This is a genomic window from Streptosporangium carneum (assembly GCF_027922005.1).
In the GTDB taxonomy this organism is placed as follows: Bacteria; Actinomycetota; Actinomycetes; order Streptosporangiales; family Streptosporangiaceae; genus Streptosporangium; species Streptosporangium carneum.
The window spans coordinates 186,994-206,994 of sequence record NZ_BSEV01000008.1; the positions used below are offsets into that span (position 1 = coordinate 186,994).

At 71.8% G+C, this 20,001-nt stretch carries 19 protein-coding genes; 8 read left to right on the forward strand and 11 right to left on the reverse strand.

What is annotated here, in order from left to right; translation table 11 throughout:
* Nucleotides 1-25: 25 nt before the first annotated feature.
* From PKF00_RS19495 to PKF00_RS19510, 4 genes are all read right to left on the reverse strand, one after another.
* A complete protein-coding gene (locus PKF00_RS19495; protein ID WP_271218991.1) occupies nt 26-1,615 on the reverse strand; it encodes a sensor histidine kinase in 1,590 nt (529 codons plus the stop codon).
* 147 nt (nt 1,616-1,762) lie between these two features.
* Nucleotides 1,763-2,197: a CBS domain-containing protein gene (locus PKF00_RS19500; protein WP_271218992.1), complete on the reverse strand. Its 435-nt coding sequence runs from the start codon at nt 2,195-2,197 to the stop codon at nt 1,763-1,765.
* 281 nt (nt 2,198-2,478) lie between these two features.
* Nucleotides 2,479-3,129 (reverse strand): nuclear transport factor 2 family protein, encoded by a 651-nt coding sequence (locus tag PKF00_RS19505; protein WP_271218993.1) that lies wholly within the window; start codon nt 3,127-3,129, stop codon nt 2,479-2,481.
* 39 nt (nt 3,130-3,168) lie between these two features.
* Complete coding sequence (locus PKF00_RS19510) at nt 3,169-4,041, reverse strand: NAD(P)H-binding protein (RefSeq protein WP_271218994.1); 873 nt, start codon at nt 4,039-4,041, stop codon at nt 3,169-3,171.
* 369 nt (nt 4,042-4,410) lie between these two features.
* Here PKF00_RS19510 and PKF00_RS19515 point away from each other — a divergent pair, with 369 nt between their 5' ends.
* The gene (locus tag PKF00_RS19515) at nt 4,411-5,226 is read left to right on the forward strand and encodes an alpha/beta fold hydrolase (protein ID WP_271218995.1); all 816 of its coding nucleotides are present in this window, start codon (nt 4,411-4,413) and stop codon (nt 5,224-5,226) included.
* A gap of 173 nt (nt 5,227-5,399) precedes the next feature.
* A complete protein-coding gene (locus tag PKF00_RS19520) occupies nt 5,400-5,717 on the forward strand; it encodes a hypothetical protein (RefSeq protein ID WP_271218996.1) in 318 nt (105 codons plus the stop codon).
* A 96-nt stretch (nt 5,718-5,813) separates the two neighbouring features.
* Here the strand turns inward: PKF00_RS19520 and PKF00_RS19525 are convergent, their stop codons facing one another.
* From PKF00_RS19525 to PKF00_RS19555, 7 genes are all read right to left on the reverse strand, one after another.
* Nucleotides 5,814-6,230: an SRPBCC family protein gene (locus PKF00_RS19525; protein ID WP_271218997.1), complete on the reverse strand. Its 417-nt coding sequence runs from the start codon at nt 6,228-6,230 to the stop codon at nt 5,814-5,816.
* Nucleotides 6,231-6,276: 46 nt separating this feature from the next.
* The gene (locus tag PKF00_RS19530; RefSeq protein ID WP_271218998.1) at nt 6,277-6,894 is read right to left on the reverse strand and encodes a MarR family winged helix-turn-helix transcriptional regulator; all 618 of its coding nucleotides are present in this window, start codon (nt 6,892-6,894) and stop codon (nt 6,277-6,279) included.
* A gap of 199 nt (nt 6,895-7,093) precedes the next feature.
* Nucleotides 7,094-7,648, reverse strand: coding sequence for a flavin reductase family protein (locus PKF00_RS19535; RefSeq protein WP_271218999.1), 555 nt, complete (start codon nt 7,646-7,648; stop codon nt 7,094-7,096).
* A complete protein-coding gene (locus PKF00_RS19540; RefSeq protein WP_271219000.1) occupies nt 7,645-7,989 on the reverse strand; it encodes a cupin domain-containing protein in 345 nt (114 codons plus the stop codon). The genes PKF00_RS19535 and PKF00_RS19540 overlap by 4 nt, the downstream gene beginning before the upstream one ends.
* Nucleotides 7,990-8,011: 22 nt before the next feature.
* Complete coding sequence (locus PKF00_RS19545) at nt 8,012-9,466, reverse strand: 4-hydroxyphenylacetate 3-hydroxylase family protein (RefSeq protein ID WP_271219001.1); 1,455 nt, start codon at nt 9,464-9,466, stop codon at nt 8,012-8,014.
* The gene (locus tag PKF00_RS19550; RefSeq protein WP_271219002.1) at nt 9,466-10,128 is read right to left on the reverse strand and encodes a DUF2848 family protein; all 663 of its coding nucleotides are present in this window, start codon (nt 10,126-10,128) and stop codon (nt 9,466-9,468) included. Before PKF00_RS19550 ends, PKF00_RS19545 begins: the two co-directional genes overlap by 1 nt.
* A gap of 22 nt (nt 10,129-10,150) precedes the next feature.
* On the reverse strand, nt 10,151-11,026 hold the full coding sequence (locus tag PKF00_RS19555) for a carbon-nitrogen family hydrolase (RefSeq protein WP_271219003.1): 876 nt from the start codon (nt 11,024-11,026) through the stop codon (nt 10,151-10,153).
* A gap of 372 nt (nt 11,027-11,398) precedes the next feature.
* Here PKF00_RS19555 and PKF00_RS19560 point away from each other — a divergent pair, with 372 nt between their 5' ends.
* From PKF00_RS19560 to PKF00_RS19585, 6 genes are all read left to right on the forward strand, one after another.
* Nucleotides 11,399-12,547, forward strand: coding sequence for a serine hydrolase domain-containing protein (locus PKF00_RS19560; protein WP_271219004.1), 1,149 nt, complete (start codon nt 11,399-11,401; stop codon nt 12,545-12,547).
* Between the two features lie 292 nt (nt 12,548-12,839).
* A complete protein-coding gene (locus tag PKF00_RS19565; protein WP_271219005.1) occupies nt 12,840-13,787 on the forward strand; it encodes an ABC transporter permease in 948 nt (315 codons plus the stop codon).
* Entirely contained in the window at nt 13,784-15,694 is a 1,911-nt protein-coding gene (locus PKF00_RS19570; RefSeq protein ID WP_271219006.1) for a dipeptide/oligopeptide/nickel ABC transporter permease/ATP-binding protein, read from the forward strand. The genes PKF00_RS19565 and PKF00_RS19570 overlap by 4 nt, the downstream gene beginning before the upstream one ends.
* Nucleotides 15,691-16,746, forward strand: a complete 1,056-nt coding sequence (locus PKF00_RS19575) for an ABC transporter ATP-binding protein (protein WP_271219007.1) — start codon at nt 15,691-15,693, stop codon at nt 16,744-16,746. Before PKF00_RS19570 ends, PKF00_RS19575 begins: the two co-directional genes overlap by 4 nt.
* Nucleotides 16,746-18,299, forward strand: coding sequence for an ABC transporter substrate-binding protein (locus PKF00_RS19580; protein ID WP_271219008.1), 1,554 nt, complete (start codon nt 16,746-16,748; stop codon nt 18,297-18,299). The genes PKF00_RS19575 and PKF00_RS19580 overlap by 1 nt, the downstream gene beginning before the upstream one ends.
* Nucleotides 18,300-18,399: 100 nt before the next feature.
* Nucleotides 18,400-19,998, forward strand: a complete 1,599-nt coding sequence (locus PKF00_RS19585; RefSeq protein ID WP_271219009.1) for a carboxylesterase/lipase family protein — start codon at nt 18,400-18,402, stop codon at nt 19,996-19,998.
* Nucleotides 19,999-20,001 lie beyond the last annotated feature (3 nt).

Consider the following 20,001-nt stretch of genomic DNA (forward strand, 5'->3'; position numbering starts at 1 on the left):
TCTCTCCCCTTCTCGCGGGTGAACTCTACGGAACCCGGTCGGCGGGCAGGAAATCCTTGCTCACCAGGCGGCCCTCCATGAAGCAGAGCCGGAACAGCTCGCGGTGCGTCTCGTCGAAGGGGTTGGGATGGGTGCCGTAGTAACGGCAGCTCGTCCCGGGCTGCCTGGGCGGCTCGCCGGGCACCGGTCCGTCGATGCGGGTGCGGCCGGGGAGAACCCGTTCCACGGCCGCCTGCTGCTGGCCGACGCGCAGCCCCTGGAAAACCGCGGGCGGCAGCACCGAGGTGGCGGCGTCGTAGACCATGAAGGCCGCCACCACCACTGTCACCGCCGTGCCCGCCGTGACGGCGGTGACGATCGCGGTGACGCGCGTACGGCGGGCCCGCCGCTGCGCCCTGGCCAGGTGCGCCGCGGAGACCGAGGGCGGGCTCGGCTCGGCTATCGGACCCGGCACGCGCGGCAGCCGCGCGCTCATCTCGAATCCCTCCCCGCGTGGTCCGGCCCGCAGCGATCCGCCGCACAACCGGACCCTCTCCCCGAGCCCCTCCAGCCCGTACCCGCCGCCCTGCCCGGCGGCCCCCTCACGCCCCCGCCCGTCCCCGTGGGCGCGCCGGCTCACCGCGTCCGCCGTCACCGCGCCCGCCGTCACCGCGCCCGTGGTCACCGTGACCACGCTCTCGGAGTCCAGGTGCTCGACCGTGACCGTCACCGGGGCGCCCGGGGCGTGCTTGGCGGAGTTGGTCAGACCCTCCTGCACCACCCGCCGCAGCGCCCGCTCGGCCATGGCCGTCGGAGGAGGGCCCTGGCCCAGGGTGCGCGACTCCACCCGCATGCCCGCCGCCCTGGCACGCTCGACCAGCTCCGGGACGCTCTCCTGCGAGGGCACGGTGTCCTGGTGCAGCATGTCCACGATCTCCTGCAACCGCTTCGAGGCGGACGTCACCGCCCTGCGCGCCTCACCCGCCGCCTCCCGGTAGCGCTCGTCGAGACCGGGGGCCACCTCCAGCCCGCCGATCCGCAGCGCGACCAGTCCCAGTTCGTGGCCGAGCAGGTCATGCATGTCACCGGCGATGCGAGTGCGCTCGCGCGTCCTGGCCTGCTCGGCGATGACCCGCTGGGCGCGCTCCAGTTCCTCGGCCCGCTCCCAGCCCTCCCTCGCCATGACCAGGTACTGCCGCCGGGCGCGCCCGGACAGCCACGGCACGATCGCGGCCAGCACGACACCCGCTACCGCCACGAATCCGGCTCCCGCGTCGCGGATCAGCGGCGGCACCGCCCCGGCCAGGCCCAGCAGCACACCGAGGCCGATCACCGCGGGCCTGGCCCGTTCCATCCGCACCCCGGCCAGATACGCCAGCACCGCCATCGCCGCGAATCCCCCGAACGGATTGCCCCGCACCACCCCGGCCAGCCACAGCGCCGAGCCCAGCAGCATCGCCGCCAGCGGCCGGGCACGGCTCAGCGCCACCCCCACGCCGATCACGACCAGGTAGGCGAGAATCTCCCACCACTCGAGCCGGTAGGTCAGCTGGGAGGTGAACCCGGCCCACAACACCGGAATCCCCAGCGACGCCCACAACAGGGCGACGGTGAGCGGCTTCGCCTTTCCCCTCATCCCGGCAACGGTATCCACGGTCGGGGAGTGCTCCCATTGCCGAAAGTCAACCCCGGCCGCGCCCGGCGGCGTCCACCCCGTTCACAACGCGGCCGCCGCGCCGCCGGCCCGTGCGGCGGCCCGGCGGCGCGGCGCGGCCGAGCTCGGTCAGAGACGTCCGTAGACGCGGTGGACGAACTCCGCGAGCTTGTCGTCGGGCAGTTGCTTGGCCAGGTCGGCTTCGCTGATCATGCCGACGATGCGGTGGTTGTCGATCACGGGCAGGCGCTTGATCTGGTGATGTTCCATCATGTTCAGGGCGTCCTCGACGCTGCTGTGGGCGTCGATCCACACCAGCCCCCGGGCGAGCTCGCCCGCCGTGGTCCGTTCGAGGTCCTTGCCCTCGGCACAACACTTGACCACGATGTCACGGTCGGTGATGATGCCCTTGAGCCGATCGTCCTCCCCGCAGATCGGCAGCGCGCCGACGTCCAGGTCGCGCATCATCTGCGCGGCCATGCGCAAGCTGTCCCGCTCGCCGATGCACTTGGCGTCCGGATGCATCATGTCCTGAACCGTCTTGCCGGCTCCTGCTGTGGCCATCGCTCCTCCCTCGGGTATGGGTGACGTACTCCCAGACTTATGCCCGATATGTCGGCAATCAGTGGTTTTGGGGTGCGGAAAAGTGAGGAGAGGAACACTCGGAGCCGAGAGTCCGCGCCCGTCGCCGCCTCGGGGTCTGCGCATGCCGGAACGGGCACGCGCGAGGTCGACGACGGGCGCGGAGAACCTGTCCCGGCGGTCCGCCGGGTGGGCTCGTCGATCCCACGGAGGACCTGCCGCCGAAATCTCCGCCCCGAGGCGGAAGGAAGGCGCTCGCCCGATCACGAGTCCTGGTGGGCCACCGGGCATCCGCCTGTCAGCTTGCCGAGGAAGGCGTTGGGGTCGTAGTAGTGCTCGACCTCGACGAGCCTGAGGTCGTCGGTCACCTTTGCGACGCTGACGCCGTACATTTCGATTGTCTGGCCGTTGGGCGCGAAACCGTGGTATTCACCGTCGAAGACGCCCCAGTGTCGCCATTTGAAAGTGACGGTCGGTGGCGGGCTGAGCACCTCGAGCACCTCCCAGAAGAAACCGCCGGGAAACGCTTTGTGGAAGATGTGGTGGGAGGACTCGAAGCTCTCCTGCTCACCCCTGTAGAAGGCGCTTTCACCGATCAGGATGTTGTAGCTGCCGATCTCCGCGATATCCGCCGCGCTCGCCCACGGGCCGCCGTTGACGTTGGTCCGGAAATGCTCGGTGACCATCGAGACCCAGGTCGCGGGGTCCTTCTTGTGCGAGACCTCCATCTCGAAGACCTGCACGATCCGCTCGACCACGGCTTCCAACGAGTCGGGCTCGAAGTGGTGCGTCCGCTGCCGCGGCATCACCTCGTGTGAAAGGTGATAGTCGGGCGTCGCTCCGCGCCATTCCTGTGGATCCGCGGCGGCGACAACGGCCGAACGCCCCTGAAGCCACAACGGGATTTCGGACAAGACGATTCCGCCCTTTCGAGGAGGTGGTGACGGAAAATGTCAAGCCAGTGAATCCTGATCGACGGGGTGCGCCCCGTCAAGCTTTCTTCCGGAAATCCGGGCCGCCTCGTCCGCCGATTGCCCCTTCTGGCCTCCGCGGGGTCGCGGACCGCGCGTTCCGCCGCTCAGCATCCGGGAGACGACCGTCTCCGCGGGCCTGCCGAGCACCCGTTCCAGGTCGGCGCTCTGCCGTTCCAGCGCACCGGCTCGCACCTGGGCGTTGAGCCAGCTCATGACCCCCGAGCCCGAGTCGGGCACCTCCCGGTAGGTCACGCCCAGCGCCCGGGCCGCCTCCGGATGGCTCCACAACGGACCGGTGAAGTCGTAGGCCCGGCCCAGATGCCCGTCACCGGTCAGCACGTTCGCCGCCGCCTCGGCCAGATCGGACCTGAACGCGGTGTTCAGGCCGCGTCCCCCGGTGCTGCCGGCCAGCTCTCCACCGGAGACCTGGGGGACGAACGCCTCACTGTAGAAGGGGTGGCGCAGCATCGTGTACGGCAGGCCGCTGTCGAGGATGGCCCGCTCGGTGACGTGGTGGGCCTCGGTCATGCCGGTGGCGCCGGTGTCGGCCCCCAGGAAGCTGGTGTAGGCGACGGCCCCGACTCCGACCTCCACGGCGGCGGCGATCGCGGCCAGGTGCTGGGCGACCCTGCGGGCCGGGTCGAGCTCCGGGGAGGAGATCAGGAGCAGGCGGGCGGCGCCGTCGAACGCCTCGCGCAGGCTCGCCGGATCGTCGTAGTCGCCCCGGCGGACCGGCACGCCCTCTGGCGCCCGCCCTGGATCGCGCACCGCGGCCACCACTTCGGCCCGGTTCCGCAGCCGGTCGACGACCAGGCGGCCGAGCTCACCGGACGCGGCCGAGATCACAATCATGGGGCTCCCTTCGAAAGAACCGGCCAAGTCAACTCCCGGCGGGCGGCTCCGCGCCACCGCTTTTCCGCGCGGACCGGGTCCGACCGTCGTGACCGCCCCGTCGTGACCGGACCGTCGTGACCGCCCCGTCGTGACCGGACCGTCGTGACCGGACCGTCGTGACCGGACCGTCGTGACCGGACCGTCGTGACCGGACCGTCGTGACCGGACCGTCGTGACCGGCCTTCCTCCGGCGGCCGGCTCCGGCCTGAGAGGCGAGACCATCCGAACAAAAAGAGAGCAGTGCTCTTGACGCCTACCGAGAAGGGGGGCATGATGAACCCATCGAGAGCATTGCTCTCAAAAAGAACAGCTGCTCACGGAGGAATCATGAAGACCCAGTTCCTGCAGGTCACCGGCGGCCGGATCGCCTACGACGACGAGGGCGACGGGCCGCTGGTGGTCATGGTCCTGGGCATGCTCGACAGCCGGGAGTCCTACCGGTTCCTACGCCCGTTGCTCGTCCAGGCGGGCTACCGGGTGGTGACGATGGACATCCGCGGCTACGGGGAGTCCTCCATCGACTGGGACGACTACTCCTACGCCGCCCAGGGCCGCGACATCGCCGCCCTGGTCGCGCACCTGGACGCGGGCCCCGCCGTCCTGGTCGGCAACTCCTACGCGGCGGGCTCCATCATGTGCGCCGCCGCCGAGGCCCCCGAGCTGGTCACGGGCGTGGCGCCGGTCGCCGGCTTCGTCCCGAACCTGCCGGTCGGGCCGGTCAAGCGGGCGCTGCTGGCACTGGTCGGCCAGGCCGTCGTGGCCTTCCCCTCCGTCTGGGGCGCCTACCTCAAGATGGCGTACCCCACCGCGCCGCCCGCCGACTTCGCCGAGTACCGCGCCCGGTCCGTCGCCGCGCTGCCCGCCCGCAGGAAGGCGACCCGCGCCTACACCACCGCGGGCCCGATGAGTGAGGAGTGGCTGGACCGGGTGGCCTGCCCCGTGCTGATCGTCATGGGCACCGCCGACCCCGACTTCGCCGACCCCGCCGCCGTGGCCGAGCTCCAGGCCGCCAGGATGGGAGCGCCGCTGGCGCTGATCCAGGGCGCCGGGCACTACCCGCAGGCCGAGTTCCCCGAGGCTCTCGCCGAGGCCCTGCTGCCCTTCCTCGCCCGGGCTCACCGCTCCCCGGCCCTCACCGCCTGAGCACGGCCCCCGCCCTCGGGCGAGGACCGCGCTCCAGGCCGGGTCCCCGTCCAGACCGCGCCGAACGAACCCGGCGACCCGCCCGCACGGCCACGCCGGACGACGCGGCGTGCGATCGCCGGCCAACAATCGATCTTGACTCCGCACCGCGACGGTGTCAGCATCCAGTCATCATGAACAGCGACCACTCAGATGTGGGCGAACCCGACTACAGGCCCGTCGCCTACGTCCTGATCCTGCTGAGCGTCATCTTCGCGATCATGCCGGTCCGTCACGTCTTGATCGAGGTCGACGAGTTCGGTCTCCGGCCGCTCGTTCACACGCTGGCCCTGGTCGGCCTGCCCGCGCTCGGAGCGCTCGTCGGAGCCTTCCTGAGATTCCGGGGTCCCGGCGGCAGGCTCTTCGGAGTCATGCTGGGGATCTTCGTCTCCACGATTCTCCTGATGGCGCTGCTCGCCTACTGGGTGTACGACTTCCTGACCAACCTGTGACCCCGCCTTCGGCCAGGCCCCGGCCGCGCGTCACCGCCACCGCGCCGAAACCCCGGCACGGTGCGGAGAGCATGATCACCGTGGTTCGCCGGGGGTTCAGCGGAGAGCGGCGGCCTCCTCCAGTGTTCGTCTCATCTCCTCCGCGCCTCGTTCGACACGCGCCCTGACCTCCGCGGCGAACGCGTCCGGCAGCAGGTCGGTCGTCCAGACGAGCCGGCTGCGATCCGCGCCCTCGGGGAAGACCTGGAAGGAGGCGTGGTGGTGGGTGAGGGACGGCCGTGCGCCCTCGATCACCGCGTAGGCGAGCCTGCGGACCGTGTCGTCGACGTCGACGATCAGTTCGCGGACGACCCTGCCACCGGGGAAGACGAGGGTCCTGACCTCGCCCTCGATGCGGGTGTCGACGACGCGGCCGGGCAGGAGGCGGCGGTGCACCGCCCCGACGTCGCGTATCGCCGCCCACACCTGGTCGGGGTGGGAGTCGATCACGGTCTCCGTGCGGATGGAAGCCATCTCCGACCTGTCCTCTCTCGCCGCCGCGTCTGTCCGGGGGTTCGGCTCACGACCGCGCGCCGTCCGTGTCGCCACCTGTGTCGCCACCTGTGCCGCCGTCTGTGCCGCCGGTCTGCTCCAGATGCCGGAAGGCCCGGTTCTGGTTGTCGGCGAGGCGCAGGCACAGGTGCCGCAGTTGGCTCAGCTCCGCGGAAGTGAAGTCCCGGAAGACAGCCGCCATGGCGACCTGGGTCGGCCGCCGGAAGGACTCGATCCACGCCTGCCCCTCGGGGGTGAGCCTGGCCAGGACGGAGCGCCGGTCGTGCCGGTCGGGAACCCGCAGCACCAGGCCGTCGCGTTCGAGGGTGTCGACCAGCCCGGTGACGTTGCGGGAGCTCACCCCCGCCGCCTGGGCCAGCTCGCCGATGCTGGTTCCCTCGCCGGGAGAGGCGTTCAGGCGGACCAGGATGTCGAGCGCCCCCGCGCTCAGGCCACGCCCCTCGGCTCCGTGGGCGCGCATGCGCTCGACGGCGCGGGCGGCGGCGCGGACCGCCGCCGCGGCCTCGAGCGCCAGGGTGTCCTCGCCCGCGGTGAAACTGGTCATGGCCGCTCTGGCCCGGGAGTCGTAGAGGAAGCCTTCGTCGTCGTGCTCGACGTCGGCCGATGATTTATGTACGTCCTTCATAATGAAGGGCGACTTTAGTACGTGCTTCGATAAATGTCGACACGGGAGCCCCGATCCCGGATCCGGGAGGAAGCCGCGGGGAGAGGGACGGCGGCCGTCGTACGGCGGGCCGGATCGCCTCGGGGCCGCCGTCACGGCCGCCGAGGCGACGGTCCTGTCGTCCGTGTGCTCTCCGTTCGCATGGCCACCGGGACAGGGGTCAGAAGAACCAGGAGACGGGCTCGTGCCCCCGGTCCACGATGTCGCTGAACCTCCCGCCCATGAAGCCGAGCGGCTCGCCGTCGCGCTCGCAGACGGTGAGCACCCGCCCGATGACGACGACGTGGTCGCCCGCGACGAGATGCCGTTCCACCTCGCACTCCAGGTGGGCGAAGGCGTCGGGGATGACCGGCACCCTGTGCCTGCCGTAGGTGACCTCGAGGCCGGAGAAGTGGTCCTCCCCGCGACGGGCGAAGCGGAGGGCGAGCTGTTCCTGCCTGGCGGACAGGATGCTGATCGCGAACCGTCCCGACCTGGTGACGGCGTCGGTGCTGCGTGCTCCGGTGGTCAGGCAGACCAGCAGCAGCGGCGGGTCCAGCGAGACCGAGGTCAGGGAGTTGACGGTCATGCCGTGCGGGACGCCGTCGACGACGGTGGTGACCACCGCGACGCCGGTGGCGAAGCGGCCCATGGCGCGCCGCATCGTCAGCGGGTCGACCGCGGGGTCCGCGGGAGAGGGGTCGGGCGCCACGGGACCGTCCACGAGGCGGTTCATGCGCGGTAGCGGACTTCGAAGGTGAGCACGCCCTCGCTGGTGCGCCACGGACCGTGCGGCATGCCCGGCGGGCGGCAGGCGTACATGCCCGCGGTGAAGGTCTCACCGAGCGTGAGGTCGGTGAAGGACCCCTCGAGGATGTAGACCTCCTCCCAGAAGTCGTGCTTCTGCACGCCCATCGGGGTCGAGTCGGCGCCGGGCGCGTAGCGCAGGACGCGGGTCGCGACCCCGCTGTCCGGATCCCCGGCGAGGATCCGCTCGGTGATGGCGGGGTCGCCGCCGGGGCAGACGGTGAAGTCGACGTCGGCGACGGGGAAGAACTCGTGTTCCGGCTTGCTCATGGGTCTCTCCGGTCTTTTCGGCTCAGACGAGGTCGTAGCCCGCGAGGAACGCGTCCACGTCGGCGAGCGGTTCGTCGAAGCCGTAGTTGCGGAAGGCGTAGCCCTTCACCACGAACGGCGCGCCCGCGTAGAACATCTCGTACTGGTGGTGGCGTCCCGCGAACTCGCTGCCGACCGCGTCCCAGACGAGTTTGAACAGCTTGACCCGCTCCTCGGCGGGAGCGCCCGGGCTGTGCACGTAGCGGTCGATGTCGGCGCGGGTCTCGGGGGTGGTCATGTCCGCCACGCTGGAGGGCACCTGCAGCACTCCGCCGCCGACCAGGTCGCGCAGGATCGCCAGCACGCGGGGGTAGAGCTCGGTCTGCAGGCCCATCGCGCCGTAGACCGCGCGGGCGCCGGGCCGCCAGAGGCCCCGCTCGTCCGGCGCGGAGGTGTACTCCGCGGCGAGCACCGCCGACTCGACCAGGGACACCAGGCTGGCCAGCTCGCCCAGCTTCTCCACCACTCCGGGGAATCTGTCGACCCCGTTGACGGCCGCGACCTTGCGGGCGAGCCCGGCCAGGAACCTCAGCTTCACGCCGAACCTGATCTGGGCCTGCCAGTTGCCCAGCACGTGCGCGCCGGTGTCGAAGAACTGCCTGCGCAGCCCGGCGACGTCGCGGTAGACGAACACCCGCTCCCAGGGGATGAACACGTCGTCGAACACCAGCAGCGCGTCGGTCTCGTCGAAGCGGGTGGTCAGCGGATAGTCGTAGGCACTGGTCGCGGCCGGGGCGTACGGCCTGCGGCAGTACAGCTTCAGTCCCTCGGCTCCGACGGGCACGGCGAAGCTGATCGCGAAGTCGGCGTCCTCGGGGCCCAGCGGCTTGATGCAGGAGACGAGGATCTCGTCGGCGACCGCGCCGCCGGTGGCGAGCATCTGGGCTCCCCTGACCACGATCCCGTCGGCCCGTTCCTCGGCCACGCCCACCTGGATCAGCTCCCCGTCCCAGGCGTGGGCCGTGGTCGCGCGGGAGACCTGCGGAGGGATGATCGCGTAGGAGACGTACAGGTCCTCGTCGGCGACCCGCCGGTGGAACGCGGCGACGTTGGCGGCGAAGTCGCGCTCCCCCGCCTCCCCGGCGGCGAACGCCTCGGGGTGGGCGGCGAACGCGGACAGGAACGCGCCGACGTGGTCGGGGCTGCGGCCGACCCAGCCGTGGGTGTGCCGCGCCCACCTGGTCGCCGCCTCGCGGAAGGCCGTCAGGTCCTCCCGGCTGCGCGGGACCGTGAACACCTGGTTCACGGTCGCGCCGGTCTCCGGGTCGAGGCGGGCCATGCCCGACGCGGGGTCGGCGGCGAGGTCGAACAGTTCGGCGATCGTGCGCGCGACGGGCGCGAACGCCGGATGGTGCGCGACGTCCTCGACCGCGGCGCCGTCGACGTAGACGCGTCGCGCGTCCTTCAGCGAGGCGAGATAGTCGGATCCACTCCGCATCACAGACTCCTCCGTTTCGTTTCGTAGGCGTGGGCCAGGACCGTCCCGGCCGGTAGTTCGAGACGCATCCGCCAGTGGCCGCCGTAGGTGAACTCGCCCCTGAGCAGCGGCATGGTGCCGCAGAACAGCACCAGGTCTCCGGAGACCTCGCCGACCGCGGCGGTCATCCGTTCGAGCAGGTCGGCGGGGTGGCGCAGCGTCGCGACCGGCCCCGCCTGGTAGGTCCGCCCGTCGACGCTGGAGAGCGCGGTCAGGCCGTCCCAGTTCAGCGTCGACATGCCCGCGCCGATCTCGACGACGGTGTCGCCGACCGGTTTCGGGCACGCCGCCTTCGAGGCGGCGATGTCGGCGCGTTCCAGGTCCCGGTCGGTGTGGTCGGAGCCGACCCCCAGGAAGTAGCGGCCGCCGTGGCGGACGAGCACGGGCTCGACCTCGCCCGAGGTGGACGGTCCCCGGACCTCGATCACGCCGTCGGTGGTCAGCAGCCCCGGGTCCAGGTCGTAGAACGCGGGGACGCTGGACGGGCGCGGCACCCCGATGGCCTCCAGTTCGGCGATGTGCTCGGCCACCGCGGCCTCGTCCCTCGCCGTGTACCCGGCCACGATCAGTCGTTCCGGTGAGACCGCCAGCCGCTCGTTGCTGCCGGACACATTCAAGATCACCTGTGTCGGTCCTCCGCTCACGTCATCCCTCGCCACCGCTGTCACCGCCGGACTCCTCGTCACCGGGACCGCCGCCGGCCCTCTCGTCATCGGCGTCGCCGCCGTCGGCGGGGTTCTCCACGGGCCAGCGGCGGTCGGCGAGCACGGGGAACTCCGCGCGCACCCGGTCGACCACCGCGGGATCGACCTCGCAGAAAGTGATCCCCTCGTCCTGTCCCGCTTCGGCGAGCACCGTGCCCCACGGGTCGACGACCCGGCTCGCGCCGCCCAGCTCCACTCCGCCGTCCTGCGTGCCGACGGCGTTGCACGCGACCACGACCAGCTGCTGCTCGACCGCCCTGCAGGAGGTGAACAGCCGCCAGTGCTCGCGCCGGGCGGCGGGCCAGGCCGCGGGCACGACCACGGTCTGCGCGCCCCGGTCGACCAGGCCGCGCCACAGCTCGGGGAAGCGCAGGTCGTAGCAGGTGGTCGCGCCGACACGGCCCCAGACCGTGTCGGCGACGTCCAGCCGTTCCCCGGGCGTCAGCAGCTCCGCCTCCCGTGAGGCGTAGCCGAACACGTGCACCTTGCGGTAGGTGTGCGCGATCGTGCCCGCGGGGCCGATCAGCACCGCCGTGTTGAACAGCCGTCCTCTCCGGTCACGCTCGACGACGCTGCCGATGTGCACGTGCGCGCCCAGTTCGCGGGCCCACTCGCGCCCGGCGGCGACCGTCGGCCCGTCCAGCGGTTCCGCCCGGTCCTCGTAGGCGTCGAAGGCGAAGTAGCCGGCCGCCCACAGCTCGGGCAGCACCACCAGATCCGCGCCGCGCGCCTGGGAGACCATCCGGCCCACCCGCGTCCGGCGAGCGTCCGGCGTCTCCTCCGGCGGGCTGGCGACCTGAACCAGTGCGATCCTCACGACCGTCCCTCCGTCACTGTCCCGCGATCCGGCCGCCGGGGCCGGTCGGCCACGACGCCGCGGGCGCGCCCGCCGGGTGGGCGGCACGCGCCCCCCTGCCCTCGGCCGGGAGGGGCAGGACCGGGAGGGGCAGGCCATGTCCCCGCGGCGCGCCGACGCGCCACCCCAACCGTCGGCAGGCGACGCCTCGGGTTGAGTCTTCGCTGGTCACAGCTTCTAGACTGCTCATAGGCACAATGTATACATCTTGCAGACAACAGCGACAAGAGGGGCGAACAAAAACCGAAGCGGCGCGTAACCAGACCTTGCCGGAGTGCGAACACCCCTATAAGTTACCGACCGAGTAGTCGGTCGGTTTTGAAGGGCAGACGCATGGGCGAACGACTTTCCAGCGGGGTGACCATCCCCGGTTTCGAACGGGTCCGCGAGCGCTTCGAGGCGCTGCGCGCCGAGGACCCCGAGTATTCGGCGGCCGTCGCGGCCTACGTGGACGGCGAACTCGTCGTCGACCTGTGGGGCGGCCCCCGGCTGCGCGAGGACTCGATCCTCACCACCTTCTCGTGCACCAAGGGAGTCTCCGGCGTCTGTGTCGCCCTGCTGGTCGAGCGCGGGCTGCTCGACCTCGACGACCCGGTGAGCAAGTACTGGCCGGAGTTCGGCGTGCGGGGCAAGGCGGCCGTGACCGTACGGGACCTGCTGTCGCACCAGGTCGGTCTCATTGGCGTCGACGGCGGCTTCACCGTCGAGGACCTGCTCCGGCACGAGGAGCTGGCCGAGCGCCTGGCGCGGCAGCGACCCTACTGGCAGCCGAAGGCCGGGCACGGCTACCACGCGCTGACGATCGGCGTCCTCGCCGACGAGCTGGTGCGCAGGACCGCGGGCCGCACTCTCGCCGAGTTCTACACCGAGGAGATACGACTCCCCCGCGACATCGACTTCTTCGTCGGCCTGCCCGAGACGGAGGAGGGACGCGTGGTCCCGGTGCTCGCCCCCGAACTCCCGTCCGCGCCGGCGTCGCCGCCCCAGGCGGAGGCGGTGTTCGCGCCGGGAACCCTCGGCGGGGCGGCGATGACCCCGGGCCCGGACTTCCCGCCGCTGCCCGAGCTGGCCAACACGCCCGCGGTGCACAGGGCGGGGCCGCCCTCCATGGGCGGCGTCGGGAGCGCGCGCGGCCTGGCGAAGCTGTACGCCTGCTGCGTCGGCGACGTCGGCGGAGCACGGCTGTTGAGCGCGGAGACCGTCGAGGCCGTCAGCAGGCTCCAGACCGTCGGCGACGATCTGGTGCTGGGGACGCCGACCCGCTTCGCCACGCTGTTCCAGAAGGCGGGCGGACCGCTCAGCTACGGAAGCCACCGGGCGTTCGGCCACGACGGCGTGGGCGGATGCGTCGGCTTCGCCGATCCCGAGGACGGACTGTGCTTCGGCTACACGACGCCGCAGATGCCCTTCCCCGGCGGCGCCGACGCGAGGGGACTGGCACTGGCGGCCACGGTCCGCGAGTGCGCGGCCGACCTCGGGTAACCGCCTCCGCACACCGCACCCCCTCTCCGGGGAGGCGGGACCGCCCGCCGGACCCCGCCTCCCCGCTCCCGCACGGCCGGGCCGCCGCCACGCGCCGTCGCACCCGCACCCGCCTCCCACCCCGCACGGCCGGGCGGCCGCCGCGCGCCGTCGCGCCCGCACCCCGCCCACCTGGGATTACGTGCCGAAACAGATGTCGGCACCCCCTTGCGTCCCGGTGACCGGGTCACTACTGTCAGCAGAATAACCGAGCGAGTACTCGGTAAGTAATCTGAATATCTCTGGAGGCGCCATGAGCGCTCTTCGTCTGGTCGTCCGCCGTCTCCTGGCGTCGACACCGTTGCTCTTCCTCACATCCGCGCTGACCTTCGTGCTGGTCTCCCTGGTTCCCGGCGACCCGGCCCGCACCATCGCCGGGCAGCACTCGACCGCCGAGCAGTACCAGCTCATCCGCGACAGGCTGGGACTCGACCAGCCGCTGCCGGTGCAGTACTGGAACTGGCTCACCCAGGCCTTCCACGGCGACCTGGGCTCCTCGCTGTTCAGCGGCGAGGCCGTGACGTCGATCCTGAGCAACCGGCTGCCGGTCTCGCTCTCCCTGATCCTCGCCAGCACGGTGGTCTCCGGGCTCGCGGGCGTCGCGCTCGGGCTGCTCAGCGCCCGCCGCGGCGGCGTGCTGATGAGGCTCGTGGACGGGCTCGCCACGCTGGGCCTGGCCGCTCCGCCGTTCTGGCTCGCGCTCCTCGTCATCGAGGTGTTCGCGGTGACGCTGCGCTGGTTCCCCGTGACGGGCTACGTGCCGCTCGAGGAGAACCCCGGCGGATGGGCGGGGTCACTGGTGCTGCCGGTCACCTCGATCGCCCTGGGCGCGGTCGCCATCATCGCCAAGCAGACCCGCGACTCGGTGCTGGACACCATGAACAAGGACTTCATCCGGGTGATGCAGGCCAACGGCTTCTCGCCGCGCTCGATCCTGTACCGGCACATCCTGCGCAACGCCGCGCTGCCGATCGTGACCGTGCTGGGCGTGCTGATGGTGAGCCTGCTCGGCGCGGTGGTCTTCGTGGAGACGGTGTTCGCGATGCCCGGCATCGCGAGCCTGACCCAGCAGGCGACCATCCAGCACGACATACCGGTCATCCAGGGCGCGGTCCTCTACATCACCGTCTTCGTGATCGTGGTGAACCTCGCGGTGGACCTCGCCTACGTACGGCTCGACCCCCGAGTAAGGACCTCATGACGACCACGAAGACCCGACCGGCCCTGGCGCGCCGCCTGCTGCGCAGGCCCTCGGCCGTGATCGCCGTCGCCTGGCTGGTGACGCTGACCGCCGCCAGCCTGGGCGCGCCGCTGATCGCCGCGCACGGACCGCTCGACCAGGACCTGACCCAGGTGCTGGCCCTGCCGTCGGCGGCACACCCCCTGGGCACCGACAGCCTGGGCCGCGACCTGCTCAGCAGGCTCCTGTACGGCGGGCAGCCCGCGCTGCTGGCGGTCGCCGAGGCGCTGGCCGTCCACCTGGTCGTCGGAGCCGGCCTCGGACTGGTCGCGGGATACCTGGGCGGCTGGGTCGACCACCTGACGACCCGGATCGGGGACCTGCTGTTCGCACTCCCCGCGATCGTCATCGTCCTCGTCGTGCTCTCGGTCTTCCCCGGCAACCTGCACGCGGCCATGGTCACCTTCGGCGTCCTCGGCAGCCCCAGCATGATCCGGGTGCTGCGCTCACGCACCCTCGGCATCCGCCAGGAGATGTACGTCGCGGCCGCGCGGGTCAGCGGGCTGTCGGACGCCCAGATCCTGCGGCGGCACGTCCTGCCCCGCCTGACCAGCACGGTCATCGTCCAGGCCGCGCTGTTCTCCGGGGTGGCGGTGATCATCCAGGCCGGGCTCGGCTTCCTGGGGCTGGGCGCCCAGCCGCCCGCCCCGAGCTGGGGCGGGCTCGTCGCGGACGCCTCCCAGGTGATCGACCGCGACCCCTGGATGCTGGTGCCCGCCGGTGTGCCGCTCGTGCTGACGGTGATCGCGCTCATGGCGCTGGGCGACGCGATCCGCGACACCGCCGTCGAGAACTGGTCGGTGTCCAAACTCGCCGCCTCGGGGCCCGTCGCCCCGCCGCCCGTCGCGGAGGAGATGGCAGAGGAGACGGCGGGGACGTCCCGCGCGCCCGACCCCGACGCGCTGCTGTCGGTGCGGGACCTGACGGTCGAGATCGGCGGCGTCCCCGTGGTCCAGGGCGTGAGCTTCGACGTCATGCCCGGTGAGACGCTCGGGGTCGTCGGGGAGTCCGGCTGCGGCAAGTCGGTGACCGCCCTCGGCGTCCTGGGCCTGGTGCCCGGCGGAGGCAGGGTCGTCCGGGGCCGTGTGGTCTTCGACGGCGTCGACCTGGTCGGATCCCCCGAGGGGCTGGCGAGGGTCAGGGGAAGCGGCATCGCGTACGTGTCGCAGGACCCGATGGTCGGCCTCGACCCCACCTTCACGGTCATGGCCCAGCTCGCCGAGGCCGTGCGCCGCCATCTCGGGACGACCCGCGAGCAGGCAAGGGAGCGCGTGCTCGAACTCCTGGCGATGGTCGGCGTCCCCGACCCGCCCTCGGTCGCCAGGCGCCATCCGCACCAGCTGTCGGGTGGTCTGGCGCAGCGCGTGCTCATCGCGCTCGCCCTCGCCGGACGGCCACGGCTGCTGATCGCCGACGAGCCGACGACCGCGCTGGACGTGAGCGTGCAGAAGGAGATCCTGACCCTCCTGCACACCCTCCAGCGGCGGACCGGGATCGCGGTGCTCATCGTCACCCACGACTGGGGCGTGGTGGCCACCCTCTGCCACCGGTCCCTGGTCATGTACGCCGGGCAGGTCGTCGAGCAGGCGGACGTGGAGCCGATGTTCGTCCGGCCGCTGCACCCCTACACGGCGGGCCTGCTCGCCGCCAACCCCCACCAGGCCGTCAGCGGCCACCCGCTGGTCACGATCCCGGGCGCGGTGCCGCCCCCGCGCGACTGGCCGGTCGGCTGCCGGTTCGCGGCCCGCTGCCCGCACGCCGCCGACGACTGCCGCGCCGCGCCCGTCGCGCTCGTCCAGCCGGAACAGGCCCGGCTCACCCGCTGCCTGCACTTCGAGGAACTCGTCGACGAAGGAGTCCGCCGGTGACCGCCCGCCCGCTGCTCGAAGTGGACGGCCTCACCGTCGAGTACGGCCAGGGCCGCGCGCCGTCGCTGCGCGCGGTCGACGGGGTCTCCTTCGACGTGCGTCCCGGCGAGACCGTCGGCCTGGTCGGCGAGTCGGGCTCGGGCAAGTCGACCATCGCCCGCGCGGTGCTCGGCCTCACCCCGGTCCACTCGGGGGAGATCCGCTTCGACGGAGCCGACATCACCCGCGCGAACCGCGGGCTCAGACGCACGCTGAGCGCCCGCCTGCAGATGGTGTTCCAGGATCCGTACTCGTCGCTGAACCCGGCGCGGACGATCGGCCAGACCCTCGCCGAACCGCTGCTGGTCCACCACAGGCTCCGCCCCGCGCAGGTCGACGCGCGCGTGGCGGCCATGCTGGAGCGCGTCGGCCTGCCGGCGCAGGCCGCGGAACGCTATCCCGCCCAGTTCTCCGGCGGCCAGCGCCAGCGCGTCGCCATCGCGCGGGCCCTGATGACGTCGGCCGAGCTGGTCGTGTGCGACGAGCCGGTCAGCGCCCTCGACCTGTCGATCCAGGCGCAGACCCTGAACCTGCTGTCCGAGCTGCAGCGCGAGCTGTCGCTGAGCTACCTGTTCATCGCGCACGACCTGCCGGTCGTCCGGTACCTGTCCCACCGTGTCGTCGTCCTCTACCACGGGGCCGTCATGGAGACCGGGCCGGTCGAGCTGGTCTACGAACGCCCGGCGCACCCCTACACCCGGGCGTTGCTCGCCGCGGTCCCCGACCCCGACCCGAGGGTCAGGAGCGGCCGTCACGACGCGCCCGTCGCCGCCGCCCAGGCCGCGCCGCGGTCGTCGGCCGTCGGCTGCCCCTTCGCGCCCAGGTGCGCGCACGCCGTCGAGCTGTGCCGTACGGAACGCCCCCCGCTGCTGCCGCTGCGGGGCGACGGCGTCGCCGGCGGGGCGGCGGTGGCCTGCCACCGGGCCGAGGAACTCATATCCACCGGGAACGACGTCGCGTCCGGCACGGTCGCCGCGGGCCTCCCGAAAGACATCCAGATGGAGGAAACGTGATGTCGGTGATCTCAAGGCATCGCGCCGCGGCCGGGCTGCTCTCGGTCGCGCTCGTCACCGCTTCGACCGCGGCGTGCGGCGGCCAGGCCTCGGGAGCGGGCGGCTCCGACACCCTCACCGTGATCTCCGGCACCGCGCCGGCGACCCTCGACCCGGTGAAGGCCAACGTCGGCTCGGACAACTGGTTCGTCAACCTCGCCTACGACACCCTCCTGCGGCTCGGCCCCGACGGCGAGATCCAGCCGGGACTGGCGGAGAAATGGGGTTATGTCGGCGAGAACAACAAGGTGTTCGACCTGACGCTGCGCGCCGACGCCAAGTTCGCGGACGGCACGCCGGTGACGGCGCGGGCCGTCGCCGACTCGCTGAACTACGCCAGGAAGAACGGCCTCAACTCCGCCACGTGGTCGAGCGCGATCGACTCGGTCACCGCGACGGGACCGCTCACCGTGCGCGTCCGCTGCGCGACCCCGCACCCGGTGCTGCCGATGCTGCTCAACCAGATCCAGCTCATGGGCTCGGTGATCAGCCCGAAGGGCCTCGCGGACCCGTCGAAGATGGGCTCGGCGAGTTTCGGCGCGGGACCGTACGTCCTGGACAGCGCGCAGAGCGCCACCGGCGACCACTACACCTACACCCCGAACCCCAACTACTGGGACAAGTCCCGGATCCACTGGAAGAAGGTGGTCATCAAGGTCGTGACCAACCCGAGTTCCGGCCTGGACGCCGTCAAGACCGGGCAGGCCGACCTGATCCCCGTCATCGCCAACCAGGCGGACACCGCGAAGACCTCGGGGCTCGCGGTGATCAACGCCCCCATCGCCTTCGTGGGGGTGAACCTCGCCGACCGGGACGGCACGCTCGCCGAACCGCTGGGCGACGTGCGCGTCCGACAGGCCCTGAACCACGCCGTCAACCGGCAGGCGATCACCCAGGCGGTCTTCAGGGAGTACGGACAGCCGACCGCCCAGCTCTCCCTGCCCGGCCTGGACGGCTACGTCTCCGACTACGACAACCGCTATCCCTACGATCCCGAACGGGCGAAGAAGCTGCTCGCCGAGGCGGGATACCCCGACGGCTTCTCGCTGCGCGCGGAGGTGCAGGGGGTCAACGGGTTCGACCTGGTCCCCCAGGCCGTGTTCCAGCAGTGGAAGCAGATCGGCGTCACGGTGAACGTCGTCACCGACACGACCGTGGGCGGCTTCCTGGCCAACGCGACGTCCAAGACGTTCCCCGCGCTCGGCTTCGCCTACGGCGGGCTCCCGACCTATCTCACCTCGCTGGACTGGATGCTCCCCCACACCTCCGCCTTCAACCCCTTCGCCTCCAAGGACGACAAGCTGACCGCGATGCTGGCCGAGGCCGCCGCGGCTCCGGAGAGCAAGCAGGCCGGGCTCTACCGGAACGCCATGCGGTACGTCGTCGACCAGGCGTGGTTCGTCGCCGTCGCCCGGCAGGACAACATCTACGCCTACAACGACAAGAAGCTCACCGGGGTGACGGTCGCCCCCGGCTACCTGCCCGACCTCGCGTGGACCGTCGCGCCCAAGTGACGGGCGGAGAGCGGGGCCGGGCGGACCGGCTCCGCCCTCCACGATGCGACATATCCCGCTGAAACGGACATACCTACTGGAACAGACGAAGGAGCACCCGATGATCGCGCACACCCGGCACGGAGCCGTCGAGGGGGCGGCCGACGGGCCGGTCACCGTCTTCAAGGGCGTCCCGTTCGCCGCCTCCCCGGTCGGTGAGCTGCGCTTTCGCCCGCCGCGCCCGCCAGCGCCGTGGACCGGCGTCAGGCCCGCCCTCGAGTACGGCCCGGCGGTCCCCCAGTCGTACGACGCCCTCGCCGAGGAGATGCTCGGCCGGGGCCCCTTCCCCGCCTCCGAGGAATCCTGCCTGAACCTGAACGTCTGGACGCCCGGCGTCGACGGCGAACGGCGTCCGGTGATGGTCTGGATCCACGGCGGGGCGTTCCTCAACGGCTCGGGCGGCGACGTCACCTACGACGGGGCACGCCTGGCCGCGCGGCACGACGTGGTCGTCGTGACGGTCAACTACCGGGTCGGCGTCCTGGGCTTCCTCCACCTCGCCGACGCGCTGGGCGAGGAGTACGCCGGATCAGGCAACCTCGGGCTCCTCGACCAGATCGCGGCACTGCGCTGGGTGGGCGAGAACATCGAGGCGTTCGGCGGCGACCCGGGAAACGTCACGGTGTTCGGCCAGTCGGCCGGAGCCATGAGCATCGTGACCCTGCTGACCGTGCCCGCGGCCGAGGGGCTGTTCCACCGGGCCGTCGCGCAGAGCGGCAGCGCGGAGCTCGTGCGCGACCCTGGGCTCGCCGCCGCGGTGACGCGTGAGCTCCTCGACCTGCTCGGCGTCGACGAGCCTGCCGAACAGCGGTTGCGGGAGATCCCCGTCGCCGACCTGATCTCCGCCGAGGAGGCGCTGTGCTCGGCGATGCGGGCACGAGGCGACGGGGTGGGACTGCCGTTCACCCCCGTCGTCGACGGAGTCGTCCTTCCCGCCAGACCGCTGGACGCGATCCGGGGCGGGGCGGTGCCCGCCGTACCGCTCCTGCTCGGCGCCAACCGGGAGGAGGGCAGGCTCTTCCTCCTCACCCCGCAACCACCCGTCCCCGACGAGGCAGCGCTCACCGCGCTCTTCGCCGACTCCTGCGCCGACGGCGTCGAGGCGCTGGAGACCTTCCGCTCGCTGGACCCCGGGGCGAGCCCGGCGGAGCTGGTGGCGACGCTCATCGGGACGCGGCTGTTCGTCGCGCCCACCGACCGGCTCGCCGAGGCCTACGCCGCGCTGACGCCGGACGTCTGGCGCTACCTGTTCGCCTGGCGTTCCCGGGCGCGCGACGGCGTGCTCGGAGCGTGCCACTCCATGGAGCTGCCGTTCGTCTTCGACAACCTGGACCAGCCGGGCGTGCGCCTCTTCACCGGACCGAACCCCCCGCAGACGCTGGCCGACAACATGGGCGAGGCGTGGGCGGCGTTCGCGCGGCACGGGCGGATGCCCGCCGACTGGCCGCGCTACGACGCGGACAGTCGGTGGACCAGGGTGTTCGACACCGCGGACACGACCGAGCGCGACCCCTTCGGCCCGCTGCGACGGCTGGACGTCGGCGCGGAGTCCGGCGTGCGGTCCGGCGCGGGATCGGGCGCGCAGTTCAGCACGAGATCGGGTGCGCGGTCCGGCGCGGGATCCGGTGCGGGGTCCGGCGCGGGATCCGGTGCGGGATGACGC

What these genes read in the sequence shown, in the direction of transcription:
- PKF00_RS19525 (WP_271218997.1), bottom strand. Translation starts at nt 6,230, where the DNA reads ATGGCTTCCATCCGCACGGAGACCGTGATCGACTCCCACCCCGACCAG.
- PKF00_RS19585 (WP_271219009.1), top strand. Translation starts at nt 18,400, where the DNA reads ATGATCGCGCACACCCGGCACGGAGCCGTCGAGGGGGCGGCCGACGGG.
- PKF00_RS19565 (WP_271219005.1), top strand. Translation starts at nt 12,840, where the DNA reads ATGAGCGCTCTTCGTCTGGTCGTCCGCCGTCTCCTGGCGTCGACACCG.
- PKF00_RS19535 (WP_271218999.1), bottom strand. Translation starts at nt 7,648, where the DNA reads ATGAACCGCCTCGTGGACGGTCCCGTGGCGCCCGACCCCTCTCCCGCG.
- PKF00_RS19570 (WP_271219006.1), top strand. Translation starts at nt 13,784, where the DNA reads ATGACGACCACGAAGACCCGACCGGCCCTGGCGCGCCGCCTGCTGCGC.
- PKF00_RS19520 (WP_271218996.1), top strand. Translation starts at nt 5,400, where the DNA reads ATGAACAGCGACCACTCAGATGTGGGCGAACCCGACTACAGGCCCGTC.
- PKF00_RS19515 (WP_271218995.1), top strand. Translation starts at nt 4,411, where the DNA reads ATGAAGACCCAGTTCCTGCAGGTCACCGGCGGCCGGATCGCCTACGAC.
- PKF00_RS19545 (WP_271219001.1), bottom strand. Translation starts at nt 9,466, where the DNA reads ATGCGGAGTGGATCCGACTATCTCGCCTCGCTGAAGGACGCGCGACGC.
- PKF00_RS19540 (WP_271219000.1), bottom strand. Translation starts at nt 7,989, where the DNA reads ATGAGCAAGCCGGAACACGAGTTCTTCCCCGTCGCCGACGTCGACTTC.
- PKF00_RS19510 (WP_271218994.1), bottom strand. Translation starts at nt 4,041, where the DNA reads ATGATTGTGATCTCGGCCGCGTCCGGTGAGCTCGGCCGCCTGGTCGTC.
- PKF00_RS19580 (WP_271219008.1), top strand. Translation starts at nt 16,746, where the DNA reads ATGTCGGTGATCTCAAGGCATCGCGCCGCGGCCGGGCTGCTCTCGGTC.
- PKF00_RS19530 (WP_271218998.1), bottom strand. Translation starts at nt 6,894, where the DNA reads ATGAAGGACGTACATAAATCATCGGCCGACGTCGAGCACGACGACGAA.
- PKF00_RS19560 (WP_271219004.1), top strand. Translation starts at nt 11,399, where the DNA reads ATGGGCGAACGACTTTCCAGCGGGGTGACCATCCCCGGTTTCGAACGG.
- PKF00_RS19495 (WP_271218991.1), bottom strand. Translation starts at nt 1,615, where the DNA reads ATGAGGGGAAAGGCGAAGCCGCTCACCGTCGCCCTGTTGTGGGCGTCG.
- PKF00_RS19500 (WP_271218992.1), bottom strand. Translation starts at nt 2,197, where the DNA reads ATGGCCACAGCAGGAGCCGGCAAGACGGTTCAGGACATGATGCATCCG.